This window comes from Janibacter sp. HTCC2649, assembly GCF_000152705.1.
GTDB lineage: Bacteria > Actinomycetota > Actinomycetes > Actinomycetales > Dermatophilaceae > Knoellia.
The window spans coordinates 1,030,955-1,043,773 of the sequence record NZ_CH672413.1; the positions used below are offsets into that span (position 1 = coordinate 1,030,955).

Here is a 12,819-nt window from a genome sequence, read left to right on the forward strand (position 1 = left end):
GAGGTGAGCGACGCGAGCGAGCATCCCGTGACCGACGAGCCGACCGACGAGAGCCGGCCCGACCGCTGGATCGAGCTCGAGGGCGTCGTCAACATGCGCGACTCGGGCGGGCTCCCCACCCGGGACGGTGGCGCGATCCAGCCGCACCGGTTGTTGCGCTCCGACAACCTCCAGGACCTCAGCGAGGATGACGTCCGTCAGATCGTCGAGGACCTCGGCGTGAGCGACATCGTCGACCTGCGCAGTGACACCGAGGTGAGCACCGAGGGTCCCGGGCCGCTCTGGCACGTCGAGGCCCTGACCCATCACCACCACTCGCTCTTCGGCGACGGGCGATCCGTGACGGCCGAGCAGGCTCTGGCCATGCCGGAGCACTCGAAGCGTGCCACCCGCGACGCCGGATTCTGGTCCGACCACTACCTCGGCTACCTCGCCGCGCGCCCCGACTCCATCTCGGCGGCGCTCGACGTCGTGTCGCGCAGCACGGGCGCGACGGTGATCCACTGCGCCGCGGGCAAGGACCGCACGGGCACCGTCATTGCGCTCGCCCTGGACGCGGCCGGCGTCCCGCACGAGGCGATCGTCGAGGACTACGCCCTGACCGGTGAGCGCATCGAGAAGATCATCGCCCGCCTCATGCCCCGCGAGCTCTATGGCAACGCCCTGCGTCACCAGAGCGTCGCCGACCAGCTCCCCCGCCCCGAGACGATGCGCACCATCCTCGCCACGGTGCAGAGCGAGTTCGGCGGCGCACAGGGATGGCTGCGCGAGCAGGGCTGGAGCGACGCCGACATCGAGCGACTCGTCGCCAGGCTGACGTCGTGACCACTCCCCGGCCGGTGCTGCCGGCACCCGTCCCGGACTCACGTCGCCGCAACCGGCGCCGGGCGATGCGGGTCCTCCTGGTCGACACCGAGGACCGCCTGCTGCTCTTTCGCGACAGCGATCCGGGGATCGTGCCGGTGCCGACGTTCTGGATCACCGCAGGCGGTGGAGTCGACCCCGGCGAGACCGACCTCGAGGCCGCTGTGCGCGAAGTCGCCGAGGAGACCGGTCTGGCGATCACCCGGTCCGACCTCGTCGGACCCTTGGCCGAGCGCGTGGTCGTGCACGGCTACAGCGACGTCGTCACGACCCAGGACGAGGCGTTCTGGTTCGTGCGGTGCGCACCGTTCGAGATCTCGACCGAGGGCCACACCGAGGACGAGATCGCGACGATGACCTCACACCACTGGTGGACCCGCGCGGAGCTCGAGGCGAGCGATGAGGACATCTGGCCGCGCGACCTGCTGGCCGTGTGGGATCAGGTCGACCGCGATGGCACCTTCGGCGGCGCGCCCCTCGAGCTCGGCGAGGTCGATGAGTCCACGGTCGCACCAGCCTGACCACGCCCAGTCGAGAGGAGAGAACCCGCCGTGCCCAAGACGGCATACGCGGCGTGTTCTCTCCTCTCGACTGGTTCCGGAGAGGTCAGGGCTGGTCGACGGGCTCGAGCGCGAAGACCGGGATGAGTCGCTCGGTGTTGACCTGGTACTCCGCGTAGTTCGGGAACGCCGCCACGCAACGCGTCCACCACGTCTCGCGCTCGGCGCCTTCGAGTTCGCGCGCCTTCGCGACCCACGTGCGGGTCCCGTCCTGGAGCTCAAGGGTCGGGTTCCTGCGGAGGTTGGCGTACCACTTCGGATGCTCTGGCGCGCCACCCTTGCTGGCCACTGCGGCATACACGCCATCGTGCTCGACCCGCATGAGCGGAACCTTGCGCACGGTGCCCGTCACGCCGTTCATCGTCAGGAGCACGACGGGTCGCCCCTGGATGTCCACGGATTCGGTGGTGCCGGACGCCTCGATGGTGTCGACCTGCTTGCGCACCCAGTCGCTGGGGCTCGGGACATATTCGCCGGTGATCGTCATGCCCACCACAACACCACAGTTGGTCGAACTATTCGCTACTTCTTCTTGTCGCTCACATAGATCGTGATGACGCCCTCGACGACGGGGGTGCCGTCCTCGCGGATCGCCCTGACCCGCACCTTGACGTCGCCGGTCTGCTCCCAGTCGGCCGGGTCGGTGTCCGCGGTGCAGAGCAGGTCGGTCGTCGACTTGGCCGTGTAGGCGACCTCCATGCCCTTGGGGATCCAGCGGCGGTCTTGGGGCACGGTGGCCTCGGCGAGCAACCCCATCGCGGCCTCGAGCCCGTTGCACACGGCGATCGCGTGGACCGTGCCGATGTGGTTCTGCACCGCGCGCCGCTTCCTGATCGTGAGCTCGGCGTGGTTGGGGCGCACCTCACGAACCTGGGGCCGCACGGTCCAGAAGTACGGCGCCTTCTGCGCGAACAGGAACGAGAACGCCTGCTTCCCGAGGGGCAGGGCGGTGAGCTTGCGATACAAGGCGAAGGTGTCCGGCATACGACACATGCTACTGATCAGTAGATGGGTCGGCCGTGGACGTGGCCGATGTCGCAGCGGCACACTGCTGTCGACCCCATCCGCCGACATCGAGGGCAACGAACACCCGCCATGACCACCACCCAACGGCTCCTCGAGCACGTCGACAGGATCGGCGCCGAGCACCCGCCCATCGACCTCGCCACGGTCGACTTCACGGTGCGCGACCCGGCCCTGGTGCGCGAGCGGTTCGGGCACGTCCTCGACTACATGGCGCGGGTCGAGCTCGAGGTGGACCGCAACGTCCTGGAGCTCGGCGCCATGATGCCCGACCCGCCCGAGGTGGACCTGCAGTTCTACCGGGACGTGTGGCGCGACCAGGAGGTGGCCCACGGACAGGTGCTGGACCGCCTCCAGCAGGTCATCGGACGGCCCGCTGCCGTGACCGACACCGAGACGGTGTCGGTCAGGCTGCGTCTCCTCGGTGTCCTCGCACGGGTCACCCCGATCCAGGACATGGTGCGGATGCTCTACTACCTCACCGGAATGGCGACCGAACGCAGTGCTGTCATCGCCTACAACCGCCTCCACTCGGGCCTCCTGGAAGCCGGCGAGCTCGCCATCGCCGAGACCGCCATCGCACCGATCCGTCGGCAGGAGCCGCCGCACTACGCGTTCTACAAGCTCTCGGCCCGTGGCCTCGCACCGACGCTGTCGGCCTGGCAGAAGTGGCTGGTTCGTCGGCTGCGTGCCACGACGTTCGCCCCGGTGGGGGCCAACACACCCTCGCAACGAGCCGACTTCGGCGGAGTCCTCGTCACGCTGGGGTTCGCCCGTGACACCGACTCCTTCGCCCACGAGATCAGCCGGGTCGAGCACGACCTGCTGCGAGCACGCAGGGCTGGGTTGCGGGTGCCGACGTATGTCGTGGACGCCCTGCGTGACGCCGTCGCACTGCACGAGGCTCGCGCCGGCCGCTCCTGACCGAGGGCGACCGCTCCTACTTCTTCTTGGTGTCGCCGCCGTCGTCGGACGACAGGGCTGCGATGAAGGCCTCCGGCGGGACCTCGACGGTGCCGATGTTCTTCATCCGCTTCTTGCCGGCCTTCTGCTTCTCGAGCAGCTTGCGCTTGCGGCTGATGTCACCGCCGTAGCACTTGGCGAGGACGTCCTTGCGGATGGCGCGGATGTTCTCGCGGGCGATGACCCGGGCACCGATGGCGGCCTGGATCGGCACCTCGAACTGCTGGCGCGGGATGAGCTCCTTGAGCTTGCCGGCCATCATGTTGCCGTAGGCGTAGGCCTTGTCCTTGTGGACGACGGAACTGAAGGCGTCGACGTTCTCGCCCTGCAGGAGGATGTCGACCTTGACGAGATCGGCGGCCTGCTCCCCCGCCTCCTGGTAGTCGAGCGAGGCGTAGCCACGCGTGCGCGACTTGAGCTGGTCGAAGAAGTCGAAGACGACCTCGGCCAGCGGCACGGTGTAGCGCAGTTCGACGCGGTCCTCGGAGAGGTAGTCCATGCCCTGGAGCTGGCCACGCTTGCTCTGGCAGAGCTCCATGATCGCGCCGATGAACTCGCTCGGCGCGAGGATCGTCGCCTTGACGACGGGCTCGCGCACCTCGGCGATCTTGCCGTAGGGGAACTCGCTCGGGTTGGTCACGACGATGACCGACCCGTCGTCCATGGTGACGTCGTAGATGACGTTGGGCTGGGTCGAGATGAGGTCGAGGTCGAACTCGCGCTCGAGGCGTTCGCGCACGATCTCGAGGTGCAGCAGGCCGAGGAACCCACAACGGAACCCGAACCCGAGCGCGACCGACGTCTCCGGCTCGTAGACCAGAGCCGCGTCGTTGAGCTTCAGCTTGTCGAGCGCGTCGCGCAGCAGCGGGTAGTCCGAACCGTCGATCGGGAAGAGCCCCGAGAAGACCATCGGCTTGGGATCGCGGTAGCCGCCGAGGTCCTGCTCGGCGGGCTTGCGCTCGTTGGTGACGGTGTCGCCGACGCGCGACTGGCGCACGTCCTTCACGCCGGTGATGAGGTAGCCGACCTCGCCGACGCCGAGCCCCTTGCCGGGCACCGGTTCGGGCGAGATGACGCCGATCTCGAGCAGCTCGTGCGTCGCCCGCGTCGACATCATGATGATCTTCTCGCGCGGGTTGAGGTTGCCATCGACCACGCGGACGTAGGTGACGACACCTCGGTAGGTGTCATAGACGGAGTCGAAGATCATGGCGCGCGCCGGGGCGTCGGGGTCGCCGACGGGATGCGGGATCTGCCGCACGATCGCGTCGAGGAGGTCCTCGACGCCGGCACCGGTCTTGCCGGAGACCCGGAAGCAGTCGTCGGGCTCGCACCCGATGAGGTGGGCGAGCTCCTCGGCATACTTCTCGGGCTGCGCGGCCGGAAGGTCGATCTTGTTGAGGACCGGGACGATCGTGAGGTCGTTCTCCATCGCGAGGTACAGGTTCGCGAGGGTCTGGGCCTCGATGCCCTGGGCGGCGTCGACGAGGAGCACCGCCCCCTCGGACGCCGCGAGCGAGCGGGACACCTCGTAGGTGAAGTCGACGTGCCCCGGCGTGTCGATCATGTTGAGGATGTAGTCGCCCGAGGTGCCGTCGGCAGCAACGCTCTCCCACGGCATACGCACCGCTTGGCTCTTGATCGTGATGCCGCGCTCGCGCTCGATGTCCATGCGGTCGAGGTACTGCGCGCGGGCCGCGCGGTCGTCGACGACGCCGGTGATCCCGAGCATGCGGTCAGCGAGGGTCGACTTGCCATGGTCGATGTGGGCGATGATGCAAAAGTTGCGGATCGCCTCCGGCGGCGTGGCGTGCGGCTGCAGCACGGTGCGGGCGCGGGGAGACACAGTCGGTTTAGTCCTCGAGGTGGTGGAACGGGAGTCGGGACAGTCTCCCACGTCACAGACCCTCACCAGAGACACCAAGGCTACTCGTTGGTAGCCTTGGTCCGACGCGGTCGTTCGACCGCCCACACTTCTTCCTGGAGGACCGACAATGACGTCACGCCGCACATCGTTCCGACGCACCGCCATCGCCACCGCCGTCACCGCCGCAGCCACCGCACTCGTCGTGGGCTCGGCGCCGTCCGCCAGCGCTGACACCATCTGGAACTTCAACTACAACGCCGACGTGACGTCGACGATCAAGAAGCTCAACCAGACCGTGAACTTCCCCCGCGGGTCGGCCAAGACCTCGATCAACCTCAGCACCCGACAGATCACGGGTTCGGTCACCCTCCCCCCGGCGAGCACGACGATGGCGATCGCGGGCCTGCCCCTCGTCAAGGTCACCCAGCAGGTCGAGCAGGTCGGCAGCGTGACCGGCAGCCTCGGCGACGCCAGCGCCATCACGGTCACGCAGCGGTTCAACATTCGCATCACCCGGGTCGAGGCCCTCGGCATCCCCATCAACCTGGTCCCGTCGACCTGCATCACGTCCACGCCGGTGAGCGCAGTCCTCACCGGCAAGCTCGGCGGCTTCTACGACCCGTACACGCTGAGCGGCACCTACACGATCCCGAAGTTCAAGGACTGCGGCATCAACACCCTGCTGCTCAACCTCGCGATCCCCGGGCCGGACAACACGCTCAAGGCAACCTTCAGCCTCAAGCCGGGCAACGTCTGACCCAGACGAGCGGCTGACCCCAGCCCCGCAGAACACAGACGAGAGGCGTATGCCGTGCAGACCCCACGGCATACGCCTCTCGTTCAGTTGTGCTCGGGTGGCCATCCGGCGACCATTGCTGTGCCATGACACGCCCACGCGACCCTGAATCGAACCTGGTCACCTCGCCGCCCGGTCCGTTGCTCACCCGATCGGGCCAGGAGGCCAGCAGTCTCTTCGCCCTTGACCCTGCCCTGCGCCACCTCAACCACGGGTCCTTCGGTGCGCCCCTCGTCGCCATCCTCGAGGAACAGGAACGCCTGCGGCGCGAGGCCGCGGCCGCGCCGGTGCGGTGGTTCCCGGCTGCGGCCACACGAGTGGGACGGGCGCGCGCAGCCATCGCGCCCCATCTCGGTGTCAGCCCCGATCAGCTTGCTCTCGTCGTCAACGCAAGCGCCGGCGCGAGTGCGGTCTACGGCTCGCTCGACCTCCCCCGCGGCTGCGAGATCGTCGTGACCGACCACGGCTACGGAGCCGTGACGATGGGCGCCGATCGGCTGGCGCGACGATTGGGCGGACGGGTGGTCGTCGCCGAGGTGGCTCTCGATGACTCCCCCGAACGGGCCCTGGCCGCAGTGCTGGGCGCCTTCACCGACCGCACCGCGATGGTGGTCGTCGACCACGTCACGAGCCCCACTGCCCGCGAGCTCCCCGTGGCCGAGATCTGCGCCGCTGCCCGCACTCGCGGGGTGGTGTCACTCGTCGACGCCGCGCATGCACCGATGCTCATCGAGCGTGCCGCGACCCTGGCCGATGCCGACTACTGGGTGGGCAACCTGCACAAGTTCGGCTGCGCCTCCCCCGGCGCTGCGGTCCTCGTGACTCGCCCCGGTCTCGAGGAGGGGTTGTGGCCGCTCATCGACTCCTGGGGTGGGTCGCTGCCCTTCCCCGAACGCTTCGACCACCAGGGAACGCTCGACATCACCCCCTTGATCACGGCGGGCTCGGCACTTGATCTTGTTGAGGACGAGCTCGGTTGGGATCGAGTTCGAGCGCACACCGCCGCCCTGGCCGATGCCGGGCAGGCGCTCGTTGCCGCCGCCATGAGCCGGGCCACCGGAGTCGACTGTCTCGCCCGCGTGGCCTCCCCCGCCACCGCCATGCGACTCGTCACGCTGCCCGCGGGGCTGGGCACGACCGTGGACGCGGCCAACGCGCTGCGCGAACGCGTCCTGGCGGATCTCGGCATTGAAGCGGCATTCACGAGCTGTCGGGGGCGGGGCTACGTCCGCCTGTCCTTCCACGCCTACAACGTCCTCGACGACTACGCCGACTTCGCCGATCGCGCCGTGCCCCACCTCGTCGACCTGGCCCGTCGCGAAGGCGACGCGGTCACGTCGACGGGAGCACACGGCATACCCGTCGTCGGGTTGTGATCCACTGCCGCGGATAGCCTCGAACCATGCCTGCCTACCCCGGAGACTTCGACGGACAGCTGGACCCGAGCTACCACCCCGAGCCCGATGGCGCCCCGGATCCCGGTGAGGTCGTGTGGGCGCGCGTCCCCTACGAGGAGGACGCGACGCAGGGCAAGGACCGCCCGGTGCTGGTGCTCGGCTGGGACGGCGACTGGGTGCTCGGCCTCTATCTCACGAGCAAGGACCACGACCGCGACCACGAGCAGGAGCGTCGTGCCGGTCGCATCTGGGTCGATGTCGGCGCGGGCGGCTGGGACAGCAAGGGTCGCCCCTCCGAGGCGCGAGTCAACCGCGTCGTCCGGATCGACCCCGCGACGATCCGACGCGAAGGGGCCGTGCTCGAGCGGGCCCGCTGGGACGACGTCATGGCGGCACGTCACACCCTGAGCGCACCCGGGCCGGGAGACCGGGGAGACCTCCCCGGTTAAAGACTTGGTCAGTTCCGGCTCCCCCGGTTGCGGGGGCCAGCTCGTACCCCTTGGCTGGAGAAGCGCTCGGACTTCCCGCGTGCCAACCCAAGGAGCGCTCATGATCAGGCTTCCCCGTCGCGCCGCCGGCCTCACCGTTGCGGCCGCCCTCGCTCTCACTCCGCTCGCGGCAACGTCCGCCAGCGCGAAGCCGTCCCCACATGGCTTCCGGCAGGCCTCGACAGCCGCCGTGACCCAGACGCTCGGCATGGACGTGTCCTCGCACCAGGGCAACGTCGACTGGGCCTATTGGTGGGGGCAAGGCCGAAAGTTCGCCTACGTCAAGGCCACCGAGGGCACGAGCTACACCAACCCCTACTTCGCGCAGCAGTACAACGGGTCCTACAACGTTGGGATGATCCGCGGCGCCTACCACTTCGCCCTGCCCTCGAACTCGACCGGGACCGCCCAGGCCGACTGGTTCGTCAACCACGGTGGCGGCTGGTCGGGCGACGGCAAGACGCTCCCCGGCGTCCTCGACATCGAGTACGCCCCCTCAGGGGCCACGTGCTACGGACTGTCCCAGGCCAGCATGCGCAGCTGGATCGCGGCGTTCACCTCCCGCTACAAGGCCCGCACCGGGCGCGACGCCGTGATCTACACGACGACCGACTGGTGGACCCAGTGCACGGGGAACACCAGCCAGTTCGCCTCACTGAACCCGTTGTGGATCGCGCGCTACAGCAGCACGGTCGGGACGCTGCCGGCGGGCTGGTCCTACTACACGTTCTGGCAGTACACCGACAGCCCGCTCGACACCAACCGCTTCAACGGTGACCTCACCCGACTCAAGGCGCTTGCCCTGGGGTGACACCGGACATGCGCGAGGGCCCGTCACCGTGATGGTGACGGGCCCTCGTGCGTTGAGTCGCTCAGCGCGGCTCAGTTGTCAATCAAACTCAGAGGCTGGCGGCCTTCTTGGCCATGGCCGACTTCTTGTTGGCCGCGTTGTTCTTGTGAAGAACACCCTTGCTGACGGCCTTGTCGAGCTTGGTCGACGCAACCTTGAGCGCGTCCTTGGCCTCGTCGACCTTGCCGGCCTCCGCGAGGTCGCGGAACTTGCGGGCAGCGGTGCGGACGTCGGACTTGACGGCCTTGTTGCGCTCGGTCGCGACCTTGTTGGTCTTGATGCGCTTGAGCTGGGACTTGATGTTTGCCACGAAGAAATCTCTCTGGTGAGGTCGGTAATTGCCGTAGAGGGCGGCAGACGCGGTTCGGGACCGGGAGTGGGGACGCCCTTGCGTGAACCGCTTCTGGGTGAAGCAACGTGCGCGCACGACCTGAGCGCGCACGCAAGGGGCAAATCTACCAGCGGGTCAGCGTGACAAGCAAAACGACGAAACCGCTGGGGTATGCCGCGTGCTCGCCTTCCGCTCAGCCGTCGCCGTTCGCCTTCTCCCGGGTGATCGTCAGGACGGCCCGCTCGACGGCGTAGACGGGGTCGCGTCCGCCGCCCTTGACCTCGAAGTCCGCGGCCGCAACGGCTTGGAGCGAGCGCGCAAGGGCCTCGGCGGTCCAGCCCTGGAGCGAGCGCCGCGCCTTGTCGACCTGCCACGGGGCCATGCCGAGGTCGCGGGCGAGGTCGTTGGATCGTCCGCGACCGGCTGAGCCGACCTTGATGAGCTGACGGATCTGCTGGGCGAGAACGGCGACGATCGGCACCGGGTCGACGCCGACGGCGAGGGCGTGGCGCAGCAGGCGCAGGGCCTCCCCTGCATCGCCGGCGACGGCCGCGTCCGCCACCTTGAAACCGGTGGCCTCGACCTTGCCACCGTGATAGGTCAGGACGACCTGCTCGTCGATGGTGCCGGTCGTGTCGGCGATGAGCTGCTGGCAGGCGGACGCGAGCTCGCGCAGGTCCTTGCCGATGGCGTCGACGAGGGCCTGGACTGCTTCGCCGGTGGCGCGTCGCTTGGCCCGGCGGAACTCGTTCATGGCGAAGTCGGCCTTGTCGCGGTCGGTCTTGATCGCGGGGGCGTCGATGAGTCGAGCCCGGGCCTTCTTGAGGGTGTCGAGGACCTTCTTGCCACGGTTGCCGCCCTTGTGGGTGACGACGAGGGTCACGTCCTCGGGAGGCGCAGCCAGGTAGGCGAGGAGGTCCTGCTGGAGCTCATCGGTGGCCTCGTCGAGGTCGTGCACCACGACGGCCTTGTCTCCACCGAACAGGGAGGGGCTCGAGTGGACCATGAGCTCGCCCGGCTCGTAGGCGCTGGCGTAGAGCCGGATCACCTCGACGTCGGGGTTGTGCTCCTTGATCAGCTGGACCGTCTCGGCGAGACCTCGCTCGGCGAGGACCTGCTCGGGCCCGGAGATGAGCACGAGCGGCGGAATCCGGCGCTGCACCTCGACAAGATCACTCACGGCGGTCACTCTGCCACGGACCCCCGACGGCCATCGTTGCGTCTGCGGATGCGGTGGCTGGAGCAGCCGGATCCGCAGACGCACTGGAATGAGTCAGTCGAAGCTGAGGGTGGAGCCGGCGCCGGCCTTGAGGCCGAGCCCTTCGAGGCGGGCAGCGATGACCTCGGTGGGGAGCTCGATGGACTCGCTGAGCTCGTCGAGGTCGAGGCCCAGCTCGACGCCGTCGCGCAGCTCCTCGTCCTCCTGGTCGGTCCAGGCGTGGCCCTGGGTCACCGCCGTGCGGGCCGCGGGTGCCGGCGGTGGGGCCGTGGCGACGGGACGGGTGTCGGTGGCGTCGACCTCACCCTTGACCTCGGCATCGCCCATCGTGGTGCCCTTGACGGCGCCGGTGAGGCCGCGCAGGGCCGGGTCGGCGACCTCGAGCGGCGGCGGCGCCGTCTCGTCGAGCCGCTTCAACGCATTGAGGACGAGCGCCCGGTCGGACGTCGGCCAGAAGGGCGGGAGCGAACGCTGGAGGAACCCGGCATACCGAGCACTCATCATCCGGGAGTCGAGGAAGGCGACGACCCCACGGTCGTCTCCACGACGGATGAGACGACCGGCGCCCTGCGCCAGCCGCAGCGCCGCGTGGGTGGCGCTCACCGCCATGAAGCCGTTGCCACCCATCCGCGCGATGGCCTGCGAGCGCGCGGAGGCGAGCGGGTCGTCGGGTCGGGGGAACGGGATGCGGTCGATGATGACGAGCTGGCATGACGAGCCGGGCACGTCGACGCCCTGCCAGAGGCTGAGCGTGCCGAAGAGGCAGGTGCGCGGGTCGCGCGCGAACTGACGAACGAGGGTCGAGATCTGGTCCTCGCCCTGGCAGAGCACCGCGATCTCACCGTCTGTTGTGGGATCGTCCTTGAGCCGCTCGCGCATCTCGTCGGTCGCTGCGCGGGCGGCGCGCATCGACGAGAAGAGGCCGAGGGTGCGCCCACCGGCGGCACGCACCAGCGCCTCGATCTCGTCCATGGTCTCGGGCGCGGCCCCGTCACGGCCCGGAGCCGGCAACTGCTTGGCGACATAGGCGATGCCCTGCTGCGGGTAGTCGAAGGGGCTACCGACATCAAGGCCGGTCCACTTCGGGGCGCCCTCGCCGCGCAGCCCGATCGTGCCGGCCACCGCATCGAAGGTGCCACCGAGCTCGAGTGTCGCCGAGGTGAGGACGACCGTGCGGTCCTCGAAGATCTTGTCGCGCACGAGCATCGCCACGCTCATCGGCGCGACGCGCAGCACACTCCCCCGCCGCGGGTCCTTGCTCACCCACACGACGTCAAGGTCGCGCTGCTCGAGGACGCGTGAGGCGTTGTCGTTCAGCTCGTCGATGGCGGCGCGGGCGATCTGGCGCGCGCCGTCGACCTCCTGACCGGCCGGCGGCTTGAGCTCGGTCTGCACCTGACGGGTCGTGTCCCTCAGGCGTGCGAGTGCAAGACCGAGATTGTCGGGGATGCCGGTGAGTCGCCCCTCCGGGATCTCGTCCAGGACCGATTCGAGGAACGTCCCCGCGTCGTCGACCGTCTCGCTCGAATCCGCCTGTCTCCCAGCACGTTTGGCCGCATTGCGCACCATGGCGGGAGTGACTTCGTCGGTGATCGTCGCGGTGACGCGGTCGACGAGCTCGTGGGCCTCGTCGATGACGAGGACGTCGTGCTCGGGCAGCATCTGCCGGCCCTCGAACGCGTCGATGGCCATGAACGAGTGGTTGGTGACGATGACGTCGACGCCCTTGGCGGCCTCGCGCGAGCGCTCGACGAAGCACTCGGCGACCATCGGGCACTTGCTGCCGAGGCACTCGTGCGCGCTCACCGACACCTGCCGCCAGGCGCGCTCGGAGACTCCGGGGACGAGCTCGTCGCGGTCGCCGGACTCGGTCTCGTCGGCCCACTCGCGCAGGCGCACGACCTCCTTGCCGAGCCAACCGGCCTGCTGGTCGACGTCGCCGACACCGAACAGGCCTTCTTCGTCGTCGGGAAAGCCACCCTCGAGCTTGTGGGCGCACAGGTAGTTGCGGCGGCCCTTGACGATCGCGTAGGTCGGGCGGCGGCCGAGCAGCGGCTCGAGCGAGTCGGCGACGCGAGGCATGTCGCGGTCGACGATCTGTGCCTGGAGCGCCAGGGTCGCTGTCGCGACGACGGCGGGCTTGCCTGCGTCGATGGCGTGCTGGACGGCCGGGACGAGGTAGGCGAGCGACTTGCCCGTGCCCGTACCCGCCTGCACGAGGAGGTGCTCGCCGGTGTCGATGGAGTGGGCGACGGCCTTGGCCATGCTCACCTGCCCGGGGCGTTCGCTGCCCTTGACGCCGCTGACCGCTGCGGCGAGGAGGTCGTCGAGGGTCGGCACCGAGTCAGCCTATGCGCAGCCACGGACAGCTCCGACCCCCCATCCACAGGCGAGTCGCCCGCAAGGTGACCCGACGGCGAGGCGAGTCCAACGGAACGGGAGATGTCTGCGGACGCGAGCG

The 12,819-nt window shown here is 68.9% G+C and carries 13 protein-coding genes; 7 read left to right on the forward strand and 6 right to left on the reverse strand.

Annotated elements, in window-relative coordinates; translation table 11 throughout:
• The first annotated feature begins 3 nt into the window (after positions 1-3).
• Positions 4-825 carry a tyrosine-protein phosphatase gene (locus tag JNB_RS04965; RefSeq protein WP_009775321.1) on the forward strand — a complete coding sequence of 274 codons (822 nt, stop codon included), beginning with the start codon at positions 4-6 and terminating at the stop codon, positions 823-825.
• Entirely contained in the window at positions 822-1,385 is a 564-nt protein-coding gene (locus tag JNB_RS04970; RefSeq protein ID WP_050766577.1) for an NUDIX hydrolase, read from the forward strand. The genes JNB_RS04965 and JNB_RS04970 overlap by 4 nt, the downstream gene beginning before the upstream one ends.
• Positions 1,386-1,470: 85 nt before the next feature.
• Here JNB_RS04970 and JNB_RS04975 read toward each other — a convergent pair whose 3' ends face one another.
• Both JNB_RS04975 and JNB_RS04980 read right to left on the reverse strand, forming a co-directional pair.
• Entirely contained in the window at positions 1,471-1,911 is a 441-nt protein-coding gene (locus JNB_RS04975) for a nitroreductase family deazaflavin-dependent oxidoreductase (protein WP_009775323.1), read from the reverse strand.
• A gap of 35 nt (positions 1,912-1,946) precedes the next feature.
• A complete protein-coding gene (locus JNB_RS04980; protein WP_009775324.1) occupies positions 1,947-2,408 on the reverse strand; it encodes a hotdog fold domain-containing protein in 462 nt (153 codons plus the stop codon).
• A gap of 111 nt (positions 2,409-2,519) precedes the next feature.
• On the opposite strand from JNB_RS04980, the gene JNB_RS04985 reads away from it, so the two are divergent.
• Positions 2,520-3,371: a hypothetical protein gene (locus tag JNB_RS04985; RefSeq protein WP_009775325.1), complete on the forward strand. Its 852-nt coding sequence runs from the start codon at positions 2,520-2,522 to the stop codon at positions 3,369-3,371.
• A gap of 16 nt (positions 3,372-3,387) precedes the next feature.
• Here the strand turns inward: JNB_RS04985 and lepA are convergent, their stop codons facing one another.
• Positions 3,388-5,256 carry a translation elongation factor 4 gene (lepA, locus tag JNB_RS04990; RefSeq protein ID WP_040883613.1) on the reverse strand — a complete coding sequence of 623 codons (1,869 nt, stop codon included), beginning with the start codon at positions 5,254-5,256 and terminating at the stop codon, positions 3,388-3,390.
• A 148-nt stretch (positions 5,257-5,404) separates the two neighbouring features.
• Between lepA and JNB_RS04995 the strand changes: the two genes are divergently transcribed.
• From JNB_RS04995 to JNB_RS05010, 4 genes are all read left to right on the forward strand, one after another.
• Complete coding sequence (locus JNB_RS04995; protein ID WP_009775327.1) at positions 5,405-6,034, forward strand: hypothetical protein; 630 nt, start codon at positions 5,405-5,407, stop codon at positions 6,032-6,034.
• 125 nt (positions 6,035-6,159) lie between these two features.
• Positions 6,160-7,449: an aminotransferase class V-fold PLP-dependent enzyme gene (locus JNB_RS05000; RefSeq protein WP_009775328.1), complete on the forward strand. Its 1,290-nt coding sequence runs from the start codon at positions 6,160-6,162 to the stop codon at positions 7,447-7,449.
• 26 nt (positions 7,450-7,475) lie between these two features.
• Complete coding sequence (locus JNB_RS05005) at positions 7,476-7,919, forward strand: type II toxin-antitoxin system PemK/MazF family toxin (RefSeq protein WP_009775329.1); 444 nt, start codon at positions 7,476-7,478, stop codon at positions 7,917-7,919.
• 100 nt (positions 7,920-8,019) lie between these two features.
• A complete protein-coding gene (locus JNB_RS05010) occupies positions 8,020-8,769 on the forward strand; it encodes a lysozyme (protein WP_009775330.1) in 750 nt (249 codons plus the stop codon).
• An 88-nt stretch (positions 8,770-8,857) separates the two neighbouring features.
• On the opposite strand, the gene rpsT is transcribed toward JNB_RS05010, so the two are convergent.
• The 3 genes from rpsT to JNB_RS05025 all read right to left on the reverse strand — a co-directional run bounded on the left by rpsT (position 8,858) and on the right by JNB_RS05025 (position 12,698).
• Positions 8,858-9,118 carry a 30S ribosomal protein S20 gene (rpsT, locus tag JNB_RS05015; RefSeq protein WP_009775331.1) on the reverse strand — a complete coding sequence of 87 codons (261 nt, stop codon included), beginning with the start codon at positions 9,116-9,118 and terminating at the stop codon, positions 8,858-8,860.
• A 214-nt stretch (positions 9,119-9,332) separates the two neighbouring features.
• A complete protein-coding gene (holA, locus tag JNB_RS05020) occupies positions 9,333-10,328 on the reverse strand; it encodes a DNA polymerase III subunit delta (protein ID WP_009775332.1) in 996 nt (331 codons plus the stop codon).
• An 84-nt stretch (positions 10,329-10,412) separates the two neighbouring features.
• A complete protein-coding gene (locus JNB_RS05025; RefSeq protein ID WP_009775333.1) occupies positions 10,413-12,698 on the reverse strand; it encodes an ATP-dependent DNA helicase in 2,286 nt (761 codons plus the stop codon).
• Positions 12,699-12,819: the final 121 nt, after the last annotated feature.